The sequence below is a fragment of the Pseudomonas allii genome (assembly GCF_055380095.1).
Genome location: NZ_AP039450.1, coordinates 1,805,736 through 1,830,445 on the forward strand (window position 1 = coordinate 1,805,736; position 24,710 = coordinate 1,830,445).

A 24,710-nucleotide genomic window follows, 5' to 3' on the forward strand; every position below is an offset into this window, starting at 1 on the left:
AGGGTGGGGGCGTTGAGTAATCAGCAACTGCACAGTGCGTTATCGAGCACCTTGCGCAGTTCCAGCGGGTGATCCACCACCACATCGGCACCCCAATGGCGTGGGTTGTCGTCCGGGTGGATGTAGCCGTAAGTGACCGCCGCCGTGCGGGTGCCGGCGTCGCGGCCGGACTCGATATCGCGCAGGTCATCGCCCACGAACAGCACGCTGGCCGGGTCCAGGCCGAGCATCTTGCAGGCCAGGATCATCGGCTCCGGGTCCGGCTTGCTGTTTTTCACGTGGTCCGGGCAGATCAGCAGTGCCGAACGTTCGGCCAGGCCGAGTTGCTGCATGATCGGCTCGGCAAAACGCAGGGGCTTGTTGGTGACCACGCCCCAGATCAGCTTGGCCTTCTCGATGTCTTCGAGCAGCTGCGCCATGCCGTCGAACAATTTGCTGTGGACCGCGCAGCCCTTGAGGTAGCGCTCGAGGAATTCCTGGCGCAATTCTTCAAAGCCTGGGGATTCCGGGTCCATCGAGAAGGTCACGGCAACCATTGCCCGCGCACCGCCGGAGATTTCATCGCGGATGTGCTGCGGGTTGATCGGCGGCAGGTCGCGGTCGGCGCGCATGGCCTGGCAGATGGCGATAAAGTCCGGCGCGGTATCCAGCAGGGTACCGTCCATGTCGAAGAGAACCGCTCGCAACTTCACAGGCTCACTCCTCGCGCAGGGTCTGGATCATGTAGTTGACGTCCACATCGTTGGCCAGCTTGTAGTGCTTGGTCAGCGGGTTGTAGGTCAGGCCGATGATGTCCTTGACGGTCAGCCCGGCCTGGCGGCTCCACGCACCCAGCTCGGACGGACGGATGAATTTCTTGAAGTCATGGGTGCCGCGCGGCAGCAGCTTCATGATGTATTCGGCGCCGATGATCGCGAACAGGTAGGCCTTGGGGTTGCGGTTGATGGTAGAGAAGAACACCTGGCCGCCGGGCTTGACCATGCGGAAGCAGGCGCGGATCACCGAGGACGGGTCGGGCACGTGCTCCAGCATTTCCAGGCAGGTGACCACGTCGAACTGCTCGGGCATTTCTTCGGCCAGGGCTTCGGCAGTGATCTGGCGGTATTCCACGCTCACCCCGGACTCCAACTGGTGCAATTGGGCCACGGCCAAGGGGGCTTCGCCCATGTCGATACCCATCACGGTCGCGCCGCGCTGAGCCATGGCCTCGCTGAGGATGCCGCCGCCGCAACCGACGTCCAGTACCTTCTTGCCGGCCAGGTTGACGCGCTCGTCAATCCAGTTGACCCGCAGCGGGTTGATGTCGTGCAAAGGCTTGAACTCGCTTTCGCGGTCCCACCAGCGGTGAGCCAGGGCTTCGAATTTGGCGATTTCGGCGTGGTCGACGTTGCTCATGGTGAATCCTCTAAATCTGATAAATCGGTTTGTCGGTCTTGAACGCCAGGGTTCAAGACCTTCGTTATTCGCTGTGCCCGCTGATGCGTTGGCCCCAGGCGATGGCCGTGGCGGTCAACTGTTGTTCATCCATGCGGGTCAATTGCCGATCGTCGAGCAATTGCTTGCCGGCGACCCAAAGGTGTTTCACGCAATCGCGTCCGGTGGCATATATAAGCTGTGAGACCGGATCATAGATCGGTTGTTGCGCCAGCCCCGACAGATCGAAAGCAACGATATCCGCCGCCTTGCCGACCTCCAACGAGCCGATCTCGCTTTCCAGGCCCATGGCCCGCGCACCATTGAGGGTCGCCATGCGCAGGGCGCGATGGGCATCGAGTGCGGTGGCCGAACCGGCGACTGCCTTGGCCAGCATCGCCGCCGTGCGGGTTTCGCCCAACAGGTCGAGGTCATTGTTGCTGGCGGCGCCATCGGTGCCGATGGCCACATTCACGCCAGCCTGCCACAGACGCTCCACCGGGCAAAAGCCGCTGGCCAGTTTCAGGTTGGATTCCGGGCAATGGATGACGCTGGTGTTGCTTTCTACCAGCAAAGCCAGGTCGTCCTCGCTGATTTGGGTCATATGAACGGCCTGGAAGCGTGGGCCGAGCAGGCCGAGGCGACCCAGGCGCGCCAGCGGGCGCTCGCCGGTCTGCTCGACCGCTTGCTGCACTTCGAAGGCGGTTTCGTGAACATGCATATGGATTGCGGCGTCCAGTTCCTCGGCGATCACCCGGATTTTTTCCAGGTTGTCATCGCACACTGTGTAGGGCGCGTGCGGGCCGAAGGTGATCTTGATGCGCGGGTGGTGCTTGAGGTCGCCGAACAGCTCGACACCCTGGCGAATCGCTTCGTCGGCACTGCCGGCACCGGGGATCGGGAAGTCGAGGATCGGAATCGCGATTTGTGCGCGCATGCCGCTGTTGTGCACGCAATCGCTGGCGACCTTGGGGTAGAAGTACATGTCGGAGAAGCAGGTGATGCCGCCCTTGAGCTGTTCGGCGATGGCCAGGTCGGTGCCGTCACGCACGAAGGCTTCATCGACCCACTTGGCTTCGGCGGGCCAGATGTGTTTTTCCAGCCACGTCATCAGCGGCAGGTCATCGGCCAGGCCGCGAAACAGGCTCATCGCCGCGTGACCGTGGGCGTTGACCAGGCCGGGGCTGAGCAGCATGCCCGGCAGTTCGCGGGTCTCCTTGGCGGTCAGTTTCAACGCCGCCTGGCGAGTCCCGATAAAAGCAATGCGCCCATCGCGGATGCCCAGGCCATGTTCCTTGAGCACCACGCCGGCGGGTTCGACAGGCACCAGCCATGTTGGCAGCAACAATAGGTCGAGCGGGGCGGCAGTGGCGGTCATCGCAGGCTTCTTCCCAGGCAGCTATAAAAGAAGGGCGAAGTATACCCGAGCGTCCTGGCTGGCGGATCGCTATAATCGGCGGCTTTGTTTATGAGTGCGGAGTAAGGGATGCGCGATCGACTGTTGGCTGCGGAGAAAGTGAAGGCCATCGATTGGCGTGATGGCGCACTGTACCTGCTCGATCAGCGTGCCTTGCCGTCCCGGGAAAGCTGGGTGGCCTGCGTGACGGTCGATGAAGTGGCTGCAGCCATTCGCTCGATGGTGGTGCGCGGTGCGCCGGCCATCGGCATCAGCGCCGCATATGGCCTGGTGCTGGCGGCCCGTGAGCGGATCGCCGAAGGCGGTGACTGGCAGGCTGCGTGGGAAGAAGACTACGCATTGTTGGCCGATGCCCGACCCACCGCGTCGAACCTGTTCTGGGCGTTGAAGCGCATGCGTGATCGCCTGGATCGTGTGAAAAAGCACGCCGACCCGCTGGCGGTGCTGGAGGCGGAAGCCATTGCTATCCATGAAAGTGACCGCGAGGCCAACCTGACCATGGCCCAGCTCGGCGTCGAGCTGATCCGCAAGCACCAGGGCAATGCCCAGGCCATCCTCACCCACGGCAACGCGGGAGCCCTGGCGACCGGCGGTGTGGGGACGGCGCTCGGGGTGATTCGCGCGGCCTACCTCGAAGGCATGGTCGAGCAGGTCTACGCCAATGAAACCCGGCCCTGGCTGCAAGGTTCGCGGCTGACCGCCTGGGAGCTGGCGGGCGAGGGCATCCCGGTGACGGTGAATGCCGACTCGGCCGGTGCGCATATCCTCAAGACCAAAGGCGTGACCTGGGTGATCGTCGGCGCCGACTGCATTGCCGCCAACGGTGATGTGATCAGCAAGATCGGCACCTACCAGTTGGCCGTGTGTGCGATGCACCACGGTGTGCGTTTCATGGTGGTGGCGCCGAGTTCTACCCTGGACCTGATGATGCCCACTGGCGATGACGTTGCCCTGGAAGAACGTGATGCCGGTGAGTTGCTGGAAGTCGCCGGCCAGCGCTTCGCGGCGGATGTGGCGGCCTTCAATCCGGTGTTCGACGTAACCCCGGCCGACCTGATCGATGTGATCGTGACCGAAAAAGGCGTGGTCGAACGGCCGGATACCGCCAAGCTGGCCAAGTTGATGTGTCGTAAACGCCTGCATTGAGGGCGTCGATGCTTGTCAGATAGCGATCGGGGGCAAGCCCCCTCCCATACTTGAATCGTGAACACATTCAAAATGTGGGAGGGGTTCTACACCCCGATTGGCGCTAAAAGTCAATAAATCCCTCCGATCCAGCCTGGAAAAATACCCCTGACTCAGCTCTGAGCCCCTCTCGTCGCCCTCAAGCCTGTCATCCGTCAACTTACTATGCTCCATGCGCATCAGGGGGATAGGTGCGTGGCGGCGATTGTGATAACATCCGGCGGTTTCCAGGGCTGCCCCGAGGGGCGGCCTATAACGTGCAGATCCGTGTCATAACTCGTTGATTTGTCGTAAGTCGTTGTCAGGCACTCTGCCGGCAGCGGCGAGCTTCGTTCGTCCCATATGGATGTGACGAGGTTTCACCCGAAAAAGGAATCAGGCTTCTCATGGGCGAACTGGCCAAAGAAATCCTCCCGGTCAATATCGAAGACGAGCTGAAACAGTCCTACCTCGACTACGCGATGAGCGTAATTGTCGGTCGGGCACTGCCTGATGCGCGCGATGGCTTGAAGCCCGTGCACCGGCGTGTGCTGTTCGCGATGAGCGAGCTGGGTAACGACTGGAACAAGCCGTACAAGAAATCTGCCCGTGTTGTCGGTGACGTGATCGGTAAGTATCACCCTCACGGCGACACTGCGGTGTACGACACCATCGTTCGGATGGCCCAGCCGTTTTCCCTGCGCTACCTGCTGGTAGACGGCCAGGGCAACTTCGGTTCGGTCGATGGCGACAACGCCGCGGCCATGCGATACACCGAAGTGCGCATGACCAAGCTGGCGCACGAGCTGCTGGCCGACCTGCACAAAGAAACCGTGGACTGGGTGCCGAACTACGACGGCACCGAAATGATCCCGGCCGTCATGCCGACCAAGATCCCCAACCTGCTGGTCAACGGTTCCAGCGGTATCGCCGTGGGCATGGCGACCAACATCCCGCCGCACAACCTTGGTGAAGTCATCGACGGTTGCCTGGCCCTCATCGACAACCCTGAGCTGACCGTCGATGAGCTGATGCAATACATCCCCGGTCCGGACTTCCCGACCGCCGCCATCATCAACGGTCGCGCCGGCATCATCGAAGCCTACCGCACCGGTCGCGGCCGCATTTACATGCGCGCCCGCTCGATCATCGAAGACATCGACAAGGTCGGTGGCCGCCAGCAGATCGTCATCACCGAACTGCCGTATCAGTTGAACAAGGCACGTCTGATCGAGAAGATCGCCGAGCTGGTCAAAGAGAAGAAGCTCGAAGGCATCACCGAGCTGCGCGACGAGTCCGACAAAGACGGTATGCGCGTGGTGATCGAGCTGCGTCGTGGCGAAGTGCCTGAGGTGATCCTAAACAACCTCTATGCCCAGACCCAGCTGCAAAGCGTGTTTGGTATCAACGTGGTTGCACTGATCGATGGCCGCCCGCGCATCCTGAACCTCAAGGACCTGCTGGAAGCCTTCGTGCGTCACCGCCGCGAAGTGGTCACCCGCCGTACCGTGTTCGAACTGCGCAAGGCCCGCGAACGCGGCCACATCCTGGAAGGCCAGGCAGTTGCGCTGTCGAACATCGACCCGGTGATCGCCCTGATCAAGGCCTCCCCAACCCCCTCGGAAGCTAAAGAGGCGCTGATCAGCACCCCTTGGGAATCCAGCGCCGTGGTGGCCATGGTTGAACGTGCCGGCGCCGACTCGTGCCGTCCGGAAACCCTGGACCCGCAATACGGTCTGCGCGAAGGCAAGTACTTCCTGTCGCCGGAGCAGGCCCAGGCCATCCTGGAACTGCGTCTGCACCGCCTGACCGGCCTGGAGCACGAGAAGCTGCTGGCCGAGTACCAGGAGATCCTCAATCAGATCGGCGAGTTGATCCGCATCCTCAGCAGCGCAGTGCGCCTGATGGAAGTGATCCGCGAAGAACTGGAAGTGATCCGCGCCGAATACGGCGATGTGCGCCGCACCGAGATTCTCGATGCACGCCTCGACCTGACCCTGGGTGACATGATCCCGGAAGAAGAGCGTGTAGTGACCATCTCCCACGGTGGCTACGCCAAGACCCAGCCGCTGGCTGCGTACCAGGCCCAGCGTCGTGGTGGTAAAGGTAAATCGGCTACCGGCGTGAAGGATGAGGACTACATCGCTCACCTGCTGGTCGCCAACAGCCACACCACGCTGCTGCTGTTCTCCAGCAAGGGCAAGGTGTACTGGCTCAAGACCTACGAAATCCCGGAAGCATCCCGTGCCGCCCGTGGTCGCCCACTGGTCAACCTGCTGCCGCTGGACAGTGATGAATACATCACCACCATGCTGCCGGTCGAGGAATACACCGAAGGTCACTTCATCTTCATGGCCACCGCCAAAGGCACCGTCAAGAAGACCCCGCTGGAATCCTTCAGCCGCCAGCGCAGCGTGGGCCTGATCGCCCTGGAGCTGGACGAAGGCGACGTACTGATCTCCGCTGCCATCACCGACGGCGAGCGTGAAGTCATGCTGTTCTCCGACGGCGGCAAGGTCACGCGCTTCAAGGAATCCGACGTTCGCGCCATGGGCCGTACCGCCCGCGGTGTGCGCGGCATGCGCCTGCCGGAAGGGCAGAAGCTGATTTCGATGCTGATCCCGGAAGAAGGCAGCCAGATCCTCACCGCTTCCGAGCGTGGTTATGGCAAGCGCACCGCCATCAGCGAGTTCCCGGAGTACAAGCGTGGCGGCCAGGGCGTGATCGCCATGGTCAGCAACGACCGCAACGGCCGTCTGGTCGGTGCGGTGCAGGTGCTCGACGGCGAGGAAATCATGCTGATCTCCGACCAGGGCACCCTGGTACGTACCCGTGTGGCTGAAGTGTCGAGCCTGGGCCGTAACACCCAGGGCGTGACCCTGATCAAGCTGGCCAAGGACGAAAAACTGGTCGGCCTGGAGCGTGTCCAGGAGCCATCGGAAGTCGAAGGCGAAGAGCTGGAAGGCGAGGAGTTTGAAGGCGAGGTGATCGCAGCAGGCGATGACAACGTCGACGAGCCAACCCTCGACGCTGCCGCAGACGAAGAAGAACCGCAGGAATAAGCGGACACACAGGGGGCGGATGAAGATTCGCCCCCTTGTTGTTTGTCCCCTTTGAAACATGTGGGAGCTGGCTTGCCTGCGATGGCATCACCACGGTATCACTGACGTACCGAGGCGCCTGTATCGCAGGCAAGCCAGCTTCCACAACGGTCCGCTCCGGAAGCAGAGCGTTGCCGAACATGATTGCAGCCCCACCAGATCAGAGTGAGATTGGATGTGAGCAAGAGAGCCTATAACTTCTGTGCCGGTCCCGCGGCGCTTCCTGAAGCAGTCCTGCAGCGCGCGCAGGGTGAACTCCTCGACTGGCATGGAAAAGGCCTCTCCGTGATGGAAATGAGCCATCGCAGCGATGAGTTCGTGTCCATCGCCACCAAGGCCGAGCAGGACCTGCGCGACTTGCTGGACATCCCCTCCAACTACAAAGTGCTGTTCCTGCAAGGTGGCGCCAGCCAGCAATTCGCCCAGATCCCGCTGAACCTGCTGCCCGAAGACGGCACTGCCGACTATATCGACACCGGTATCTGGGGGCAGAAGGCCATTGAAGAGGCCTCGCGCTACGGTCACGTCAATGTGGCAGGCACCGCCAAGCCTTACGACTACTTCGCCATTCCGGGTCAGAACGAGTGGAAGCTGTCGAAGGACGCTGCCTACGTGCACTACGTGGCCAACGAAACCATTGGCGGCCTGGAATTCGACTGGGTACCGGAAGTGGGCGACGTGCCGCTGGTGTGCGACATGTCCTCGGACATCCTGTCGCGCCCGATCGACGTGTCCAAGTACGGCATGATCTACGCCGGTGCACAGAAGAACATCGGCCCGAGCGGCATCCTGGTCAACATCATCCGCGAAGACCTGCTGGGTCGTGCGCGATCGCTGTGCCCGACCATGCTCAACTACAAGGTCGCAGCCGATAACGGCTCGATGTACAACACCCCGCCGGCGTTCGCCTGGTACCTGTCCGGCCTGGTGTTCGAGTGGCTGAAAGAGCGGGGCGGTGTCGCTGCGATGGGTAAGCTGAACGAAGAGAAGAAGCGCGTCTTGTACGACTTCATCGACGCCAGCGGCCTGTACAGCAACCCGATCAACCTGACCGACCGCTCGTGGATGAACGTGCCGTTCCGCCTGGCTGACGACCGGTTGGACAAGCCGTTCCTGGCCGGTGCCGACGAACGCGGCCTGCTGAATCTCAAGGGTCACCGCTCGGTGGGTGGCATGCGCGCTTCCATCTACAACGCCGTCGACATCCACGCGATCAACGCGCTGGTTGCCTACATGGCAGAGTTCGAAAAGGAACACGGCTAATGTCTGAGCAAGAACTCAAGGCCCTGCGCGTGCGCATCGACAGCCTGGACGAGAAAGTCCTGGAGCTGATCAGTGAGCGTGCGCGGTGCGCCCAGGAAGTGGCACGGGTGAAGATGGCCTCCCTGGCTGAAGGCGAGGTACCGGTGTTCTACCGACCCGAGCGTGAAGCCCAGGTGCTCAAGCGCGTCATGGAGCGCAACAAGGGGCCGCTGGGCAACGAAGAGATGGCGCGGTTGTTCCGTGAAATCATGTCCTCGTGCCTGGCGCTGGAGCAGCCGCTGAAAGTGGCGTACCTCGGCCCGGAAGGCACCTTCACCCAGGCGGCGGCCATGAAGCACTTCGGTCACGCGGTGATCAGCAAGCCAATGGCGGCGATCGACGAGGTGTTCCGTGAAGTGGCGGCCGGTGCGGTGAATTTTGGCGTGGTGCCGGTGGAAAACTCCACCGAAGGCGCGGTCAACCACACGCTGGACAGCTTCCTCGAGCACGACATGGTGATCTGTGGCGAAGTCGAGCTGCGCATCCACCACCACCTGCTGGTGGGTGAGAACACCAAGACCGACAGCATCAGCCGCATCTACTCCCACGCCCAGTCCCTGGCCCAGTGTCGCAAGTGGCTGGATGCGCATTACCCGAATGTCGAGCGCGTGGCGGTCTCCAGCAACGCCGAAGCCGCCAAGCGGGTCAAGGGTGAGTGGAACTCGGCGGCCATCGCCGGTGATATGGCGGCGGGCCTCTACGGCCTGACGCGTCTGGCCGAGAAAATCGAGGACCGCCCGGACAACTCCACGCGCTTCCTGATGATCGGCAGCCAGGAAGTGCCACCGACGGGCGACGACAAGACCTCCATCATCGTCTCCATGAGTAACAAGCCCGGCGCGCTGCATGAGCTGCTGGTGCCGTTCCACGACAACGGGATTGACCTGACGCGCATCGAGACTCGTCCTTCGCGCAGCGGTAAATGGACTTACGTGTTCTTTATCGACTTCATCGGCCATCACCGCGACCCACTGGTCAAGGGCGTGCTCGAGAAAATCAGTCAGGAAGCCGTGGCACTCAAGGTGCTGGGCTCTTACCCGAAAGCGGTTTTGTGAGGCGTTAACATGAGTGGCAATTTCCTCGCCCTGGCGCAGCCGGGCGTGCAACAACTGTCGCCTTACGTTCCGGGCAAGCCTGTGGACGAGCTGGCGCGTGAGTTGAACCTGGATCCGGCGAACATCGTCAAGCTGGCGAGTAACGAAAACCCGCTGGGACCGAGCCCTAAAGTGCTGGCGGCGATCCGTGAAGAACTGGCTGAGCTGACTCGTTATCCCGATGGCAACGGCTTCGCTCTCAAGTCCTTGTTGGCCGAGAAGTGCCGGGTTGAGCTGAGCCAGGTCACCCTGGGCAACGGCTCCAATGACATTCTTGAGCTGGTTGGCCGTGCTTACCTGGCGCCGGGCTTGAACGCGGTGTTCAGCGAGCATGCGTTTGCGGTCTACCCGATCGTGACCCAGGCGGTCGGCGCTGATGCGCGTGTGGTTCCTGCGAAGGAGTGGGGCCACGACCTACCGGCCATGCTGGCGGCCATCGACGCCAAGACCCGCGTGGTGTTCATCGCTAACCCGAACAACCCGACCGGCACCTGGTTCGACGCCCAGGCGCTGAACGACTTCCTGCAAGACGTGCCTGAGCACGTGCTGGTGGTGCTGGACGAGGCTTATATCGAGTACGCCGAAGGCAGCGACCTGCCGAACGGCCTGGACTTCCTGGCCGCGTACCCGAACCTGCTGGTGTCGCGCACCTTCTCCAAGGCCTACGGCCTGGCGTCGTTGCGCGTGGGCTACGGCTTGTCCAGTGCGGTGGTCGCCGATGTGCTGAACCGCGTGCGCCAGCCGTTCAACGTCAACAGCCTGGCCCTGGCGGCGGCCTGTGCGGCGGTGAAGGATGCCGAGTATCTGGAAGAGGGTCGCCGCATCAACGAAAGCGGCATGCTGCAGTTGCAGGAAGGCTTCCGCGAACTGGGCCTGGGCTGGATTCCGTCCAAGGGCAACTTCATTTGTGTCGACCTCGGTCAAGTGGCTGCACCGGTGTTCCAGGGCCTGTTGCGCGAAGGCGTGATCGTGCGTCCGACCGCCAACTACGGCATGCCGAACCACCTGCGCATCACCATCGGTCTGCCGGCTGAAAACAGCCGCTTCCTGGAGGCGCTGGCCAAGGTTCTGGCTCGTGGTTGATGTCACTGCATTGCAACCTGCTGTGCCTATGATCGGTCGCCTGGTGGTGGTCGGTCTGGGGTTGATCGGTGGCTCCTTCGCCAAAGGCCTGCGTGAAAGCGGGCTGTGTGGCGAAGTGGTCGGTGTGGACCTGGACCCGCAATCGCGTCAGTTGGCGGTCGAGCTGGGCGTGGTGGATCGCTGTGAAGCAGACCTGGCGCTCGCGTGCCAGGGCGCGGATGTGATCCAACTGGCCGTGCCGATTCTGGCCATGGAGAAATTGCTCGCCGTGTTGGCGGGCATGGACCTGGGACAGGCGATCCTGACGGACGTCGGCAGTGCCAAGGGTAATGTGGTGCGCGCGGCGCAACAGGCGTTTGGTGGCATGCCGGCGCGTTTCGTGCCGGGCCATCCGATTGCCGGTTCCGAACAGAGCGGGGTGGAGGCGTCGAATGCGCAGCTGTTCCGTCGTCATAAAGTGATCCTGACACCCCTGGCGCAAACCGATCCGGCGGCGCTGGCGGTGGTGGATCGGCTGTGGCGCGAGTTGGGTGCGGACGTCGAGCATATGCAGGTCGAGCGCCATGACGAAGTGCTGGCCGCGACCAGCCATCTGCCGCATTTGCTCGCATTTGGCTTGGTGGACTCGCTGGCCAAGCGCAACGAGAACCTCGAGATTTTCCGTTACGCCGCCGGTGGCTTCCGCGACTTCACGCGGATTGCCGGCAGCGACCCGGTGATGTGGCACGACATCTTCCTCGCCAATCGCGAAGCGGTGTTGCGCACCCTGGACACCTTCCGCAGCGACCTCGACGCCTTGCGCGATGCGGTCGACGCCGGGGATGGCCATCAGTTATTGGGCGTGTTTACCCGTGCTCGGGTGGCGCGTGAGCATTTCAGCAAGATCCTGGCGCGCCGGGCCTACATGGAAACCGCTGTGAACGCTGATGACCTGACCTTCCTCGCCAACCCGGGCGGCCGCTTGAGCGGAAGCATTCGGGTGCCGGGCGACAAGTCGATCTCCCATCGGTCGATCATGCTCGGTTCGTTGGCTGAGGGTGTGACGGAAGTTGAAGGTTTCCTCGAAGGCGAGGACGCCCTGGCGACTTTGCAGGCGTTTCGCGACATGGGCGTGGTGATTGAAGGGCCGCACCATGGGCGCGTGACCATCCACGGCGTGGGTCTGCATGGCTTGAAGCCGGCGCCGGGGCCGATCTATCTCGGTAACTCGGGCACCTCCATGCGCCTGCTGTCCGGGTTGCTTGCAGCGCAAAGCTTTGACAGCGTACTGACGGGTGACGCCTCACTGTCCAAGCGCCCGATGAGCCGCGTGGCCAAGCCGTTGCGGGAAATGGGCGCCGTGATCGAGACCGGCCCGGAAGGGCGCCCGCCGCTCACTATCCGTGGTGGGCAGGTGCTCAAAGGCTTCGATTACTCGATGCCGATGGCCAGTGCGCAGGTTAAATCCTGCCTGTTGCTGGCCGGGCTTTACGCCGAGGGTAAGACCTCGGTGACCGAGCCTGCGCCGACCCGTGATCATACCGAGCGCATGTTGCGCGGTTTTGGATATCCGGTTGATGTGGTGGGGGCCAGGGCGTCGGTTGAGTCTGGCCATGCGCTGGCTGCGACGCATATTGAAGTGCCGGGGGATATTTCCTCGTCGGCGTTTTTCCTGGTGGCGGCTTCGATTGCCGAAGGCTCCGAGTTGTTGCTGGAGCATGTGGGCGTCAACCCGACCCGCACCGGCGTGATCGACATTCTGCGGCTGATGGGCGCGGACATTACCCTGGAAAATCCGCGTGAAGTGGGTGGCGAACCGGTTGCTGACCTGCGCGTACGTGCCGCGGCGTTGAAAGGTATTGAAATCCCCGAGGCGCTGGTGCCTTTGGCGATTGACGAGTTCCCGGTGCTGTTCGTTGCGGCGGCCTGTGCCGAAGGGCGGACTGTGTTGCGCGGCGCCGAAGAGCTGCGCGTGAAGGAGTCCGACCGTATCCAGGTCATGGCCGATGGTCTGCTGGCACTGGGCGTGAAGTGTGAACCGACGCCTGATGGGATTATCATTGACGGTGGCCTGATGGGTGGCGGTGAAGTGCATGCCCATGGCGATCACCGGATTACCATGGCATTCAGCGTGGCTTCCCTGCGGGCGGCGGCGCCGATTCGTATCCGTGACTGCGCCAATGTTGCTACGTCTTTTCCGAACTTTCTTACACTGTGTGCCCAAGTCGGCATCCGTGTTGCCCAAGAGGCTCAATTGTGAATATCAAAGCACCGGTGATTACCATCGACGGGCCAAGCGGCTCGGGCAAAGGCACGATCGCCGGCATCCTGGCCAAGCGCCTGGGCTGGTGCCTGCTGGATTCCGGCGCGCTGTACCGCCTGCTGGCATTCGCCGCACGCAACCATGGCGTCGACCTGACCAACGAAGAATCCCTGAAGCTGCTGGCGGCGCACCTTGATGTGCAGTTTGTCGGCGCAACGGAAGGGCATCCCCAGCGCATCATCCTTGAAGGGGACGATGTGACCGATGATCTGCGCAATGAGCAAGTCGGCTCCTGGGCCTCCCAGGTTGCCGCACTGCCAGCGGTGCGGGACGCATTGCTGCAGCGCCAGCGGGCTTTCCAGGAGCCACCGGGCCTGGTGGCCGATGGCCGTGACATGGGAACCGTGGTGTTTCCCGAGGCGCCACTGAAGATTTTCCTGACCGCCAGCGCCGAGGAACGGGCTCGCCGCCGCTACTTGCAGTTGAAGGGCAAAGTCGATGGTGTTAGTCTGTCGAGTCTGCTAGATGAGATCCGTGCACGCGATGAGCGTGATACCCAGCGCGCAGTAGCCCCGCTCAAGCCGGCGGCTGATGCCATACAGCTGGATTCCACGGAGTTGTCCATCGAGCAGGTGCTGGAACGCATCTTGAGCGAGATCGCCATTCGCGATATCGCCGGGTGACCAAGAAGGCTGCAGGGGACCAGTCATAGTCCTGCGGTGCTTCTTTTAATTGAAACTGACCCACACCGTCTGGGGTGTGGAGATGGGCGTATTCTTCGCCCTTATCAACAGGAATTAAAATGAGCGAAAGCTTTGCGGAACTCTTTGAAGAAAGCCTAAAAACCCTGAACCTTCAGGCAGGCTCCATCATCACCGGTGTTATCGTTGATATCGATTACCAAGCTCGCTGGGTAACCGTTCACGCTGGTCTGAAGTCTGAAGCTCTGATCCCGCTGGAACAGTTCTACAACGATGCTGGTGATCTGACAATCAATGTCGGTGACGAAGTTCACGTTGCTCTGGACTCGGTTGAAGACGGTTTCGGTGAAACCAAGCTGTCCCGTGAAAAAGCCAAGCGCGCTGAATGCTGGATTGTTCTCGAAGCAGCCTTCGCAGCTGAAGAAGTGGTCAAGGGCGTTATCAACGGTAAGGTTAAAGGCGGCTTCACTGTCGACGTTAACGGCATCCGTGCGTTCCTGCCAGGTTCTTTGGTCGACGTTCGTCCAGTGCGCGACACCACGCACCTGGAAGGCAAAGAACTCGAATTCAAGGTCATCAAGCTCGACCAGAAGCGCAACAACGTTGTCGTTTCCCGTCGCAGCGTCCTGGAAGCAGAAAACTCCGCCGAGCGTGAAGCTCTGCTGGAATCCCTGCAGGAAGGCCAACAAGTCAAAGGTATCGTCAAAAACCTCACCGACTACGGCGCATTCGTCGACCTGGGTGGCGTGGATGGCCTGTTGCACATTACCGACATGGCTTGGAAGCGTATCAAGCATCCTTCCGAAATCGTCAACGTTGGCGACGAGATCGATGTCAAGGTTCTGAAATACGATCGCGAGCGCAACCGTGTTTCCCTGGGCCTGAAGCAACTGGGTGAAGATCCATGGGTTGCTATCAAAGCCCGTTACCCAGAAAGCACTCGCGTTACCGCGCGTGTTACCAACCTGACCGACTACGGCTGCTTCGCTGAGCTGGAAGAAGGCGTGGAAGGCCTGGTACACGTTTCCGAAATGGACTGGACCAACAAGAACATCCACCCTTCGAAAGTCGTACAAGTCGGCGACGAAGTGGAAGTTATGGTTCTGGACATCGACGAAGAGCGTCGTCGTATCTCCCTGGGCATCAAGCAGTGCAAATCCAACCCATGGGAAGATTTCTCTGGCCAGTTCAACAAGGGCGATAAAATCTCCGGCACCATCAAGTCGATCACCGATTTCGGTATCTTCATTGGTCTGGACGGCGGCATCGACGGCCTGGTTCACCTGTCCGACATCTCCTGGAACGAAGTGGGCGAAGAAGCTGTTCGTCGTTTCAAGAAGGGCGACGAGCTGGACACCGTTATCCTGTCGGTTGACCCAGAGCGCGAACGTATCTCCCTGGGTATCAAGCAACTGGAAAGCGACCCGTTCTCTGAATACGTTCAGGACAACGACAAAGGCGCAATCGTTAAAGGCATCGTGAAGGAAGTTGACGCTAAAGGCGCCATCATCACTCTGGCCGACGATATCGAAGCGACTCTGAAAGCCTCCGAAATCAGCCGTGACCGCGTTGAAGACGCGCGTAACGTTCTGAAAGAAGGCCAGGAAGTAGAAGCCAAGATCATCAGCGTTGACCGCAAGAGCCGCGTAATCCAGCTCTCCATCAAGTCGAAAGACGATGCTGAAGAGAAAGAAGCCATCCAGAGCTTGAAAGACAAGCCTTCGGATAGCATCGCTGCTGGTCCTACCACTCTGGGCGACCTATTGCGTGCACAAATGGAAAAACAGAACTAAGTTCTGTCAGACCATAAAAAAGGGCGACTTCGGTCGCCCTTTTTTGTGCTTGAAATTCGTTGAATCAACACCGAGAACCAAGCTGTATAGCCCAGTGTCAGAACTGACTATAGTCTTAAGCTAAAAGCGGTTCTTGTGTTGTGGCTTCAGTAAGGATTTGAATGAACAGGCTTATCGTAGTGCTCGCATTGGTAATGCTTGCTGGTTGCTCGGCCACCAGCGTCAAGACCCACGCCAAACGCGGTGTCAGTGGTATCGAAGTAGATTGCTCTGGCCTCGGCAACAACTGGAGCAAGTGCGAAAAACGCGCGGCTAGAGAGTGCAAGATGCAGGGCTACAAGGTCATCACCCGATCCAGCGATGCCAGCGACGAAGAGGGTGACTATCTGTTCGGTTGGAACCCTGCTGGTGCAGTCACCCGCACTATGCTGGTCATCTGTAATTGAGGTTGGAATACGCCTATAGCCGGTTGCCATCTATCCTGCGGATAAGTTGTTCGGTGGGCTGTTCAAATTCATCAAGTCATGCTAAAACCTTCGAAGCGCTTTTCCTAGCTGCTTGAAAAAGAAGGGAAAAATATGACGAAGTCGGAGTTGATCGAACGAATTGTCACCCATCAAGGGCTGCTCTCATCCAAGGATGTCGAGTTGGCTATCAAGACCATGCTTGAGCAAATGTCCCAGTGCCTGGCGACCGGGGATCGGATTGAGATCCGTGGGTTTGGGAGTTTTTCGCTTCACTATCGCGCGCCGCGTGTTGGCCGTAATCCAAAAACCGGCCAGTCCGTCAGCCTGGACGGTAAATTCGTACCTCACTTCAAGCCGGGTAAGGAATTGCGGGATCGGGTGAACGAAGACGAGGAAGAGGGCGTCTGATCGACTTTCAGGAGAACGTTATGCTAAAAGCCAGGCGCTTTGTATCGGTTGTAGCTGTTTTGTTTTTCGCGCTTATTGTCGTGACTTTTGTGTTGGAGAATCAGCAAGGTACAAAGCTGTCATTTTTCGGCTGGTCTACCGTTGAGCTGCCTGTTTCAGTTTTTACGACGTTGGCGTTGGTCGTGGGAATGATTATTGGACCAGTGCTGAGTTTGATGGTGGGTCGTAAGGTGGCTCGACAAAAGGGTTGACGTCTTTTCCCGCAGTATCCTGTTTTCTTTGGTAGGCGCAGCCTGAGCAGGATTTGAGACGTTTATCCTGTCATGTATGCCATGCCCTGCTGGTCTAGTGAAAAACTTGTGCATTTGTCTGCATTAATGCTCTCGAAAAGTCGGTCTGCGTTATTCTCTTGCACCGCTCGGGGCTTGCGCCCCTTCCCCTCAAGCCGCTGCCAAGGCGCCTTCTTACGCGACATGCATCCATGTTCGCTTTTGACTTTAAGGATGCAGGCCTTAAAATGGCCATCAATTTTCATCCCCTTCATCTTTAACTGCACCACACAAAGCTTATTTTTCGGGCTGTTTGCTAACGAGCTTCGACGTTTTCCTAGAACCTCTTCACCGTTGAGCATTCCGGGGCGGCATGTTGGCTTTGTTGGTCTGCAGGCATTGAGGTGATTGGCCGACTAGAAGCTTGTCGTGCTGTGCGCGTTGCTTTAGGACTTACTATGTTCAGCGGAAAAACGCTTCTTATCACCGGTGGTACCGGTTCATTCGGCAACGCCGTCCTCAAGCGCTTCCTCGACAGTGATATTGCAGAAATCCGCATCTTCAGCCGCGATGAGAAGAAGCAGGATGACATGCGCAAGCGCTATGCCGACACCAAGCTCAAGTTCTATATAGGCGATGTGCGCGACTATCAAAGTGTGCTCAATGCCACGCGTGGCGTGGACTACATTTTCCATGCGGCCGCACTGAAGCAGGTGCCTTCCTGTGAGTTTCATCCGATGGAAGCGGTCAAGACCAACGTTATCGGCACCGAGAATGTACTGGAAGCCGCTATCCAGAACGCGGTCAAGCGAGTGGTTTGCCTGAGCACCGACAAGGCTGTCTACCCTATCAACGCCATGGGTATCTCCAAGGCGATGATGGAAAAGGTCATGGTTGCCAAATCCCGCAACGTAGATGATGCCAAGACCGTTATCTGCGGTACTCGCTACGGTAACGTCATGGCTTCGAGGGGGTCTGTCATTCCCCTGTTCATCGAGCAGATTCGTGCAGGTAACGCATTGACGTTGACCGACCCGAGTATGACTCGCTTCATGATGACGCTGGCCGATGCTGTGGACTTGGTGCTGTATGCTTTTGAACACGGTCGCAACGGTGATCTTTTTGTTCAGAAGGCGCCTGCCGCGACAGTCGAGACCTTGGCCAAGGCACTGACCGCAATGGTCGGCCGGCCTGAGCACCCTATCCAGGTCATCGGTACTCGCCATGGGGAAAAGCTTTTTGAAGCGTTGTTGAGCCGTGAAGAAATGGCCTGCGCTGAAGACAAGGGTGATTACTACCGGATTCCCCCCGATCTGCGTGACTTGAACTATTCAAAATTTGTCGAGCAGGGTGAAGAGAAAATCTCCCGTACGGAAGACTATAACTCCCATAACACTGAGCGGTTGGATGTGGCCGGCATGCAACGGCTCCTGCTCAAGCTTGAGTTCATGCAAGCGATCCAGCGTGGCGAACTCGCTACGCCGGAGGAATAATTGATGAAGGTACTGATCACCGGGGCCAATGGTTTTGTCGGCAAGAACCTGATTGCGCATTTGAGTGAGCGCAGTGATATCGAGGTTGTCGCCTTTACCCGTGACAACAGCATTGCCCAACTGCCTGCCTTGGTTGCCGAGGTCGATTTTGTATTCCACCTGGCGGGGGTCAATCGGCCCCAATCGTCCGATGAGTTCAAGGTGGGCAACACTGACCTGACTCTGGCTCTGTGCGACGCGATCAAGGCAAGTGGCAAGCTCACTCCTGTGCTCTACACCTCGTCGACCCAGGCGGATCGTGACAATCCTTACGGTGTCAGCAAGCTGGCTGCCGAGCAGGCATTGCACGACCTGCAGGCGAGCCATGGTTCCAGGGTTCATGTCCTGCGCCTGCCTAATGTGTTTGGCAAGTGGGCGCGACCTGATTACAACTCTGCCGTGGCGACTTTTTGCCATAACATCACCCGAGGCCTGCCGATCCAGGTCAATGATCGACAAGCGATGGTCAGCCTGGTCTACATCGACGACGTGGTCGAGTGTTTTATCCGGGTAATGGATTCGGGTTTACCCCATGGCGCGGCGGTCCAAGTGAGTCCGGTTTACAGCATTGCTGTCGGGGAACTGGCCGATCAACTGCATGCGTTTCGCGACAGTCGCGACACGTTGATCAGCGAAGCTGTTGGCACGGGCTTGGTGCGAGCACTGTACTCGACCTATGTGAGCTACTTGCCCGTCGAGCAATTCACGTATGCCGTTCCGAAATACGGTGACCCGCGCGGCGTTTTTGTCGAGATGCTGAAGACCAAGGACAGTGGGCAGTTTTCCTATTTCACCGCGCATCCCGGTATCACACGCGGTGGGCATTATCATCACAGCAAGACCGAGAAGTTTCTGGTTATCAAAGGCAAGGCCTGCTTCCGTTTTCGCCATATCGTATCGGGTGAGTTCCATGAGTTGTTCACTCAAGGTGAACAGCCCCAGGTGGTGGAGACGGTGCCTGGTTGGACGCATGACATTACCAATGTCGGCGAAGACGAGATGATCGTTATGCTCTGGGCCAACGAGGTTTTTGATCGTGAGCGGCCAGACACCTTTGCGATGCCTGTGGGTACTCAAGCCTGAGCATGAGCGCATCAGGCAATGCATGGTGCGAACAGCTCCGATGCCAATGATTCTGGAAGAGTGTTGAAATGAAAAAGCTGAAAGTTGTCACAGTCGTTGGGACTCGTCCCGAAATCATTCGCTTGTCGCGAGTGATTGCCAAGCTGGACGAACACTGTGAACACGTCCTGGTGCATACCGGCCAGAACTACGATTACGAATTGAACGAGATTTTTTTCCAGGACCTCGGTATTCGTAAGCCTGATCATTTTCTCAACGCAGCGGGCGCGAGTGGTGCGCAAACGATCGGCAATGTGATCATTGCGGTGGACCAGGTGCTGGAAAAGGTGCAGCCAGAAGCCCTTCTGATTCTCGGTGATACCAACAGCTGCATGGCGGTGATTCCAGCCAAACGCCGTAAAATCCCGACATTCCACATGGAAGCCGGCAATCGCTGTTTTGACATGCGTGTGCCTGAAGAGATCAATCGCCGCATCGTTGATCACACCGCAGACATCAACCTGACCTATAGCAGCATCGCACGTGACTACCTGCTGAGCGAAGGATTGCCGCCGGATCGGGTGATCAAGACCGGTAGCCCTATGTTTGAGGTGCTTAACTATTACCGTGATGGTATCGAAGCCTCTGAAGTGCTCGATCGCCTCAGTCTTGAGGCGGGCAAGTTTTTCGTGGTGAGTGCCCATCGCGAAGAGAACATTGATTCCGACAAAAACTTCCTCAAGCTGGTCGGCGTGTTGAACACCGTTGCTGCTCAGTATGACCTGCCGGTGATCGTGACCACACACCCTCGTACGCAAAAGCGTGTCGATGCGATGGGCGTAACCTTTCACAAGAATGTGCAATTGCTCAAGCCGCTGGGGTTCAAGGATTACAACAAGCTGCAACTGACGGCCAAGGCCGTATTGTCCGACAGCGGCACCATCAACGAAGAGTCATCGATCCTCAATTTCCCTGCACTGAATCTACGTGAGGCCCATGAACGGCCGGAAGGGATGGAGGAGGCGGCGGTCATGATGGTCGGCTTGGAAGTCGAGCGTGCGCTGCAGGGCTTGCAGCTCCTGGAAAGCCAGGCCGCTGGGGCGGAACGGACGTTGCGGTTGGTTGCCGATTACAGCATGCCAAATGTTGCCGAAAAGGTTGTGCGGATCATCCATAGCTACCGTGACTACGTCATGCGCACTGTATGGAAGCAATATTGATTGGACAGCCTCTCCCAGGAAAAGCCACTGAAGATTCTGGTGGTCACCCAGTATTTCTGGCCAGAAAACATGCGTATCAACAACATGGTCGAGGGCTTTGTCGCCAAAGGTCATGAGGTGACCGTCCTCACGGGCGTGCCCAACTATCCGGAAGGGCAAGTCTTTGCCGATTTCCGGCGTGACCCTGCGCAGTTTTCCAATTATCGGGGAGCGCGAGTGATCAGGGTGCCGATGCTGGCGCGAGGCAAGAGCAATTTCAGACTGGCCATGAATTACTTCTCGTTTTTCAGCAGTGCCTCAATCATTGGCAGTTACAAGCTGCGTGGTCAGGCGTTCGACTCCATCTTTGTGTATGGCGTGTCGCCTATCATGGGGGCGATCCCGGCGCTGTTGCTTGGGCGCTTAAAAAGGGCTCCGGTACTCATATGGGTGCTGGATCTTTGGCCGGAAAGCCTCAGGGCGGTTGGGGTTATAGAAAACCCGAAGTTGCTTGGACTGGTTGGCAAGGTGGTGTCCTGGATCTACAACCGCACTGATTACCTGTTGTTGCAGTCGCGTTCGTTCGACGAGAACGTCAAGGAGTACTGCACACGTGCAATTGATGCAGACCGACTGGTGTATTTCCCTAGTTGGGCCGAGGACGATTTTTCCGCAGACCTGCAGGGACCTTCGGAGTTGCTGCAGCGTGACGATGCTGTATTTACAATCCTTTTCGCCGGTAACATCGGCGATGCTCAGGATTTTCCAGCCATCATGGCTGCAGTCAAGGCTGTCGAGACCGATCTGCCTGTGCGCTGGGTCATTGTGGGCGATGGTCGGGCAAGCCAATGGCTGACCGAGCATGTGGCGCAAAACCGCATGGACAACGTGCTACTGCTTGGCAGACACCCCTTGGAAAAAATGCCAGCGTTGTTCGCCGTCGCGGACGCTTTGCTGGTTTCGTTGAGGACAAATGACGTTTTCGAGAAAACCATTCCAGGCAAAGTTCAGGCTTACCTGGCTTCTGGGAAACCGGTAATCGCCATGATCGATGGTGAAGCGGCCAACGTTGTTGAAGGATCGGGTGCGGGCATGGTGTGTGGCTCCGGCGATGCCCAGGGGTTGGCGCGTATCGTTCGCACCATGGGCGTCTTACCCAGGTCCGAGCTTGAGCGCATGGGCCTCTTGGGCAGGCGTTACTACCTTGAGCATTTTTCCAAGGACACCTTGTTCGACCGTCTTGAAGCGCTATTTAGAAAAGCGACCTTGAGGCGCAACGAACAATGACCAGAACCCTTTGCCCGTCTCTGTTTCAGGAATTGTTTGCGAAATGACCCTCTGGCTCGTGTTTGCCGCAGTACTCCTCGTATCACTTTTGTTGACCTGGGTACTGCGCCGCTATGCGTTGTCGCGTAGTTTGATGGACATTCCCAATGGTCGCAGCTCGCACTCGGTTCCCACGCCACGAGGGGGTGGGGTCGCAATCGTGCTGACTTTCCTGGTGGCGTTGGTACTCGTTGCGCTCGCTGGCTGGGTCAGTTGGAACGCGGCCTGGCCATTACTGGGGGCGGGCGCATTGATCGCCGTGGTTGGTTTTCTCGATGATCACGGCCATATCGCAGCACGTTGGCGCCTTTTGGCCCATTTTTCCGCAGCCATTTGGGCGTTGTGTTGGATCGGAGGGCTGCCCACCATCAGTCTGGCCGGGGTTGAATTGGACCTTGGGTGGTTCGGCCACGTGCTGGCGGCTCTGTACCTGGTCTGGATGTTGAACTTGTATAACTTCATGGATGGTATCGACGGCATTGCCAGCATCGAGGCCGTCTGCGCCTGTTCGGGAGCGTGCCTGGTGTACTGGCTGACAGGGCATGAAAGTCTCATGCTTGCGCCGATGTTACTGGCAGTCGCCGTGCTTGGATTCTTGTACTGGAACTTTCCTCCTGCACACATTTTCATGGGCGATGCGGGGAGTGGCTTCCTCGGTGTCGTAATCGGCGTGCTGTCGCTGCAGGCGGCCTGGGTGGCCCCTCAGATGCTGTGGGTCTGGCTGATTTTGCTGGGTGTATTCGTGGTTGATGCCACCTTTACCTTGGGACGACGCCTGTTGCGCGGGGATAAGGTCTATGAAGCGCATCGAAGTCATGCTTATCAGTACGCCTCGCGTCAGGCCGGGCGCCACTTGCCGGTGACGCTGACGGTGATGGCGATCAATCTATTGTGGCTGCTGCCCATCGCTCTTTTCGTTGGCCTTGGTTTTGACGGTGTTCTTGGGCTGGTGGTGGCGTATGTTCCGCTTATAGTGCTGGCGATCAAGTTTCACGCGGGCGAGTTGGAAAAAGTGTGATCATTGGTTGACGCTGGTGTTTGAAAAGGTTGCTGCACACGTACGTGACTGCCATTTTTTGCTGGCAGCGCTAGGGACTGAGGTATAAAAAGGGTTTATGGATAGTCTACGTGCCCGATTGGTGGGCTTGCCGCGCAGGCAAAAACGTTTCTTGCAAGTAGTGACCGACATCGTCCTGGTGTGGGGAGCACTGTGGCTGGCATTTGTCGTTCGCCTGGGGTTTGATGATCTTAACAACCCCTTCGTCGTGCATTTGTGGTTGTTTCTCAGCGCGCCGGTAATCGCTATCCCGTTGTTTATCCACTTTGGCATGTACCGTGCGGTCATGCGTTATTTTGGCAATGATGCGCTGATTGCAATCATCAAGGCCGTGAGCCTCTCTGCATTATTGCTGGCGCTGGTGGTGTACCTGTACAGCAATCACCAGACGGTGGTGCCGCGCTCGATCGTATTCAACTATTGGTGGTTGAGCATGGTCATCATTGGCGGCCTGCGCCTGGCCATGCGTCAGTACTTTCAAGGGGACTGGTTTACTGCGGCGCAACACGTGCCGTTCACCAATCGTGATGATGGCTTGACCAAGGTCGCTATCTACGGTGCCGGGGCCGCAGGTAATCAATTGGTGGCAGCCTTGCGGCTGGGGCGGGTAATGCGGCCTGTGGCATTCATCGATGATGACAGCGGCATCTCCGATCGGATCATCTCGGGGTTGAAGGTGTACAAGCCCAAGCGTATCCAGCAGATGATCGATGATACGGGCGCGGAAGAGCTGTTACTGGCCATCCCTTCATCCACACGGGCTCGTCGTCGAGAGATACTGGGTTATCTGGAGGGATACCCGCTGCATGTGCGTAGTGTTCCGGGTTTCATGGATCTGGCCAGCGGACGCGTCAAAGTCGATGATATCCAGGAAGTCGACATTGCCGACCTGCTGGGTAGGGACCCTGTACCTGCCCAGCCCGAACTGCTGGAGCGATGCATCAAGAATCGCGTGGTGCTGGTTTCCGGCGCGGGCGGTTCGATCGGTTCGGAGCTTTGCCGGCAGATCCTTACGCTGGAACCCACCAGCCTGTTGTTGTTCGATCATAGTGAGTACAACCTCTACTGCATCCTGTCCGAACTTGAACAGCGCGTTCAATCAGAATTGTTGAATGTGACGTTGTTGCCCATCCTTGGTTCGGTGCGCCATCCGGACAAGCTGCTGGATGTCATGAATACCTGGTCGGTCGACACGGTCTACCATGCGGCTGCCTATAAGCATGTGCCCATGGTGGAGCACAACATTGCCGAAGGCATTCTTAATAACGTGATCGGTACTCTCAATACCGCGCAGGCAGCTTTGCAGGCAGGTGTCGAGAACTTTGTGCTCATTTCAACAGACAAGGCGGTGCGGCCAACCAACGTCATGGGCAGCACCAAACGGCTGGCGGAGCTTGTGTTGCAAGCGTTGAGCAAGGAATTGGCACCTACGTTGTTTGGTGATGCGTCGAATATCTCGCGCGTCAACAAAACCCGTTTCACCATGGTTCGCTTTGGCAACGTACTGGGCTCTTCAGGTTCGGTTATCCCGCTGTTTCATAAGCAGATCCAGGCGGGAGGCCCTTTGACGGTGACTCATCCGAAGATAACCCGCTATTTCATGACGATTCCCGAGGCGGCGCAACTGGTTATCCAGGCGGGTTCGATGGGGCAGGGCGGCGACGTTTTCGTGCTGGATATGGGTGAGCCTGTGAAGATTGTCGAGCTTGCTGAAAAGATGGTTCATCTCTCGGGCTTGAGTATCCGCTCCGAGAAAAACCCGCACGGAGATATCCTGATCAATTTCAGTGGGCTGCGTCCGGGTGAAAAGCTGTATGAAGAGTTATTGATTGGCGACAATGTAGCGGCTACACGCCATCCAATGATTATGCGAGCTAATGAAGAGCTTCTGGGGTGGGAAGTACTCAAGACCAGGTTGCACGGGTTATTGGCGGCTGTCGAGGAAGGCGATTTTGCGCTCGTCAGGCAACTCTTGAAAGAAACCGTCAGTGGCTATAGCCCGGAAGGTGAGATCGTCGACTGGATGCACATTCAGCGACATCGTGAAGTCTGATCATCTGGTGGACGCTCTGATGGGCCT

21 protein-coding genes are annotated in these 24,710 nt (G+C 58.5%); 17 read left to right on the forward strand and 4 right to left on the reverse strand.

Annotated features, from left to right (window positions below; translation table 11 throughout):
* Positions 1-20: 20 nt before the first annotated feature.
* From mupP to ACZ445_RS08195, 3 genes are all read right to left on the reverse strand, one after another.
* The gene (gene mupP / locus ACZ445_RS08185) at positions 21-692 is read right to left on the reverse strand and encodes an N-acetylmuramic acid 6-phosphate phosphatase MupP (RefSeq protein ID WP_058424511.1); all 672 of its coding nucleotides are present in this window, start codon (positions 690-692) and stop codon (positions 21-23) included.
* Between the two features lie 4 nt (positions 693-696).
* Positions 697-1,395 carry a bifunctional 2-polyprenyl-6-hydroxyphenol methylase/3-demethylubiquinol 3-O-methyltransferase UbiG gene (gene ubiG / locus ACZ445_RS08190; protein ID WP_003189760.1) on the reverse strand — a complete coding sequence of 233 codons (699 nt, stop codon included), beginning with the start codon at positions 1,393-1,395 and terminating at the stop codon, positions 697-699.
* Between the two features lie 64 nt (positions 1,396-1,459).
* Positions 1,460-2,791, reverse strand: a complete 1,332-nt coding sequence (locus ACZ445_RS08195; RefSeq protein ID WP_058424510.1) for a TRZ/ATZ family hydrolase — start codon at positions 2,789-2,791, stop codon at positions 1,460-1,462.
* A gap of 108 nt (positions 2,792-2,899) precedes the next feature.
* On the opposite strand from ACZ445_RS08195, the gene mtnA reads away from it, so the two are divergent.
* The 11 genes from mtnA to ACZ445_RS08250 all read left to right on the forward strand — a co-directional run bounded on the left by mtnA (position 2,900) and on the right by ACZ445_RS08250 (position 16,436).
* On the forward strand, positions 2,900-3,976 hold the full coding sequence (mtnA, locus tag ACZ445_RS08200) for an S-methyl-5-thioribose-1-phosphate isomerase (protein ID WP_058424509.1): 1,077 nt from the start codon (positions 2,900-2,902) through the stop codon (positions 3,974-3,976).
* Positions 3,977-4,401: 425 nt separating this feature from the next.
* Positions 4,402-7,056: a DNA gyrase subunit A gene (gene gyrA / locus ACZ445_RS08205; protein WP_010211963.1), complete on the forward strand. Its 2,655-nt coding sequence runs from the start codon at positions 4,402-4,404 to the stop codon at positions 7,054-7,056.
* A 216-nt stretch (positions 7,057-7,272) separates the two neighbouring features.
* Positions 7,273-8,358, forward strand: coding sequence for a 3-phosphoserine/phosphohydroxythreonine transaminase (gene serC / locus ACZ445_RS08210; protein ID WP_464708199.1), 1,086 nt, complete (start codon positions 7,273-7,275; stop codon positions 8,356-8,358).
* Complete coding sequence (gene pheA, locus ACZ445_RS08215; RefSeq protein ID WP_003172650.1) at positions 8,358-9,452, forward strand: prephenate dehydratase; 1,095 nt, start codon at positions 8,358-8,360, stop codon at positions 9,450-9,452. Before serC ends, pheA begins: the two co-directional genes overlap by 1 nt.
* 9 nt (positions 9,453-9,461) lie before the next feature.
* Positions 9,462-10,574 (forward strand): histidinol-phosphate transaminase, encoded by a 1,113-nt coding sequence (gene hisC, locus ACZ445_RS08220; protein WP_058424507.1) that lies wholly within the window; start codon positions 9,462-9,464, stop codon positions 10,572-10,574.
* Between the two features lie 28 nt (positions 10,575-10,602).
* Positions 10,603-12,813, forward strand: coding sequence for a bifunctional prephenate dehydrogenase/3-phosphoshikimate 1-carboxyvinyltransferase (locus ACZ445_RS08225; protein ID WP_464705469.1), 2,211 nt, complete (start codon positions 10,603-10,605; stop codon positions 12,811-12,813).
* Positions 12,810-13,499 (forward strand): (d)CMP kinase, encoded by a 690-nt coding sequence (gene cmk / locus ACZ445_RS08230; RefSeq protein ID WP_003172653.1) that lies wholly within the window; start codon positions 12,810-12,812, stop codon positions 13,497-13,499. The genes ACZ445_RS08225 and cmk overlap by 4 nt, the downstream gene beginning before the upstream one ends.
* 119 nt (positions 13,500-13,618) lie before the next feature.
* Positions 13,619-15,310 carry a 30S ribosomal protein S1 gene (gene rpsA / locus ACZ445_RS08235; protein ID WP_012722933.1) on the forward strand — a complete coding sequence of 564 codons (1,692 nt, stop codon included), beginning with the start codon at positions 13,619-13,621 and terminating at the stop codon, positions 15,308-15,310.
* 161 nt (positions 15,311-15,471) lie between these two features.
* Entirely contained in the window at positions 15,472-15,756 is a 285-nt protein-coding gene (locus tag ACZ445_RS08240; protein ID WP_058424505.1) for a hypothetical protein, read from the forward strand.
* 132 nt (positions 15,757-15,888) lie between these two features.
* Positions 15,889-16,185, forward strand: coding sequence for an integration host factor subunit beta (gene ihfB, locus ACZ445_RS08245; protein ID WP_003218804.1), 297 nt, complete (start codon positions 15,889-15,891; stop codon positions 16,183-16,185).
* Between the two features lie 20 nt (positions 16,186-16,205).
* Entirely contained in the window at positions 16,206-16,436 is a 231-nt protein-coding gene (locus ACZ445_RS08250) for a LapA family protein (RefSeq protein WP_464708200.1), read from the forward strand.
* Positions 16,437-16,498: 62 nt separating this feature from the next.
* Here the strand turns inward: ACZ445_RS08250 and ACZ445_RS08255 are convergent, their stop codons facing one another.
* Positions 16,499-16,816, reverse strand: coding sequence for a hypothetical protein (locus tag ACZ445_RS08255; protein WP_147467487.1), 318 nt, complete (start codon positions 16,814-16,816; stop codon positions 16,499-16,501).
* A gap of 96 nt (positions 16,817-16,912) precedes the next feature.
* On the opposite strand from ACZ445_RS08255, the gene ACZ445_RS08260 reads away from it, so the two are divergent.
* From ACZ445_RS08260 to ACZ445_RS08285, 6 genes are all read left to right on the forward strand, one after another.
* Entirely contained in the window at positions 16,913-17,947 is a 1,035-nt protein-coding gene (locus ACZ445_RS08260; protein ID WP_058424502.1) for a polysaccharide biosynthesis protein, read from the forward strand.
* 3 nt (positions 17,948-17,950) lie between these two features.
* Positions 17,951-19,069 (forward strand): UDP-2-acetamido-2,6-beta-L-arabino-hexul-4-ose reductase, encoded by a 1,119-nt coding sequence (wbjC, locus tag ACZ445_RS08265; RefSeq protein ID WP_058424501.1) that lies wholly within the window; start codon positions 17,951-17,953, stop codon positions 19,067-19,069.
* 68 nt (positions 19,070-19,137) lie between these two features.
* On the forward strand, positions 19,138-20,268 hold the full coding sequence (wecB, locus tag ACZ445_RS08270) for a non-hydrolyzing UDP-N-acetylglucosamine 2-epimerase (RefSeq protein ID WP_058424500.1): 1,131 nt from the start codon (positions 19,138-19,140) through the stop codon (positions 20,266-20,268).
* On the forward strand, positions 20,269-21,534 hold the full coding sequence (locus ACZ445_RS08275; protein WP_179029085.1) for a glycosyltransferase family 4 protein: 1,266 nt from the start codon (positions 20,269-20,271) through the stop codon (positions 21,532-21,534).
* Between the two features lie 43 nt (positions 21,535-21,577).
* Positions 21,578-22,591: an MraY family glycosyltransferase gene (locus ACZ445_RS08280; protein ID WP_179029086.1), complete on the forward strand. Its 1,014-nt coding sequence runs from the start codon at positions 21,578-21,580 to the stop codon at positions 22,589-22,591.
* A gap of 97 nt (positions 22,592-22,688) precedes the next feature.
* Positions 22,689-24,683 carry a polysaccharide biosynthesis protein gene (locus ACZ445_RS08285; RefSeq protein WP_179029087.1) on the forward strand — a complete coding sequence of 665 codons (1,995 nt, stop codon included), beginning with the start codon at positions 22,689-22,691 and terminating at the stop codon, positions 24,681-24,683.
* The last annotated feature ends 27 nt before the right edge of the window (positions 24,684-24,710 follow it).

Coding starts and splice junctions, on each gene's coding strand:
- ACZ445_RS08255 (WP_147467487.1), bottom strand. CDS start 16,816: ATGCTCAACGGTGAAGAGGTTCTAGGAAAACGTCGAAGCTCGTTAGCA.
- ACZ445_RS08285 (WP_179029087.1), top strand. CDS start 22,689: ATGGATAGTCTACGTGCCCGATTGGTGGGCTTGCCGCGCAGGCAAAAA.
- ACZ445_RS08280 (WP_179029086.1), top strand. CDS start 21,578: ATGACCCTCTGGCTCGTGTTTGCCGCAGTACTCCTCGTATCACTTTTG.
- gyrA (WP_010211963.1), top strand. CDS start 4,402: ATGGGCGAACTGGCCAAAGAAATCCTCCCGGTCAATATCGAAGACGAG.
- ACZ445_RS08250 (WP_464708200.1), top strand. CDS start 16,206: ATGCTAAAAGCCAGGCGCTTTGTATCGGTTGTAGCTGTTTTGTTTTTC.
- hisC (WP_058424507.1), top strand. CDS start 9,462: ATGAGTGGCAATTTCCTCGCCCTGGCGCAGCCGGGCGTGCAACAACTG.
- ACZ445_RS08225 (WP_464705469.1), top strand. CDS start 10,603: ATGATCGGTCGCCTGGTGGTGGTCGGTCTGGGGTTGATCGGTGGCTCC.
- ACZ445_RS08260 (WP_058424502.1), top strand. CDS start 16,913: ATGTTCAGCGGAAAAACGCTTCTTATCACCGGTGGTACCGGTTCATTC.
- pheA (WP_003172650.1), top strand. CDS start 8,358: ATGTCTGAGCAAGAACTCAAGGCCCTGCGCGTGCGCATCGACAGCCTG.
- ACZ445_RS08195 (WP_058424510.1), bottom strand. CDS start 2,791: ATGACCGCCACTGCCGCCCCGCTCGACCTATTGTTGCTGCCAACATGG.
- rpsA (WP_012722933.1), top strand. CDS start 13,619: ATGAGCGAAAGCTTTGCGGAACTCTTTGAAGAAAGCCTAAAAACCCTG.
- wecB (WP_058424500.1), top strand. CDS start 19,138: ATGAAAAAGCTGAAAGTTGTCACAGTCGTTGGGACTCGTCCCGAAATC.
- wbjC (WP_058424501.1), top strand. CDS start 17,951: ATGAAGGTACTGATCACCGGGGCCAATGGTTTTGTCGGCAAGAACCTG.
- ubiG (WP_003189760.1), bottom strand. CDS start 1,395: ATGAGCAACGTCGACCACGCCGAAATCGCCAAATTCGAAGCCCTGGCT.
- ihfB (WP_003218804.1), top strand. CDS start 15,889: ATGACGAAGTCGGAGTTGATCGAACGAATTGTCACCCATCAAGGGCTG.
- ACZ445_RS08240 (WP_058424505.1), top strand. CDS start 15,472: ATGAACAGGCTTATCGTAGTGCTCGCATTGGTAATGCTTGCTGGTTGC.
- mtnA (WP_058424509.1), top strand. CDS start 2,900: ATGCGCGATCGACTGTTGGCTGCGGAGAAAGTGAAGGCCATCGATTGG.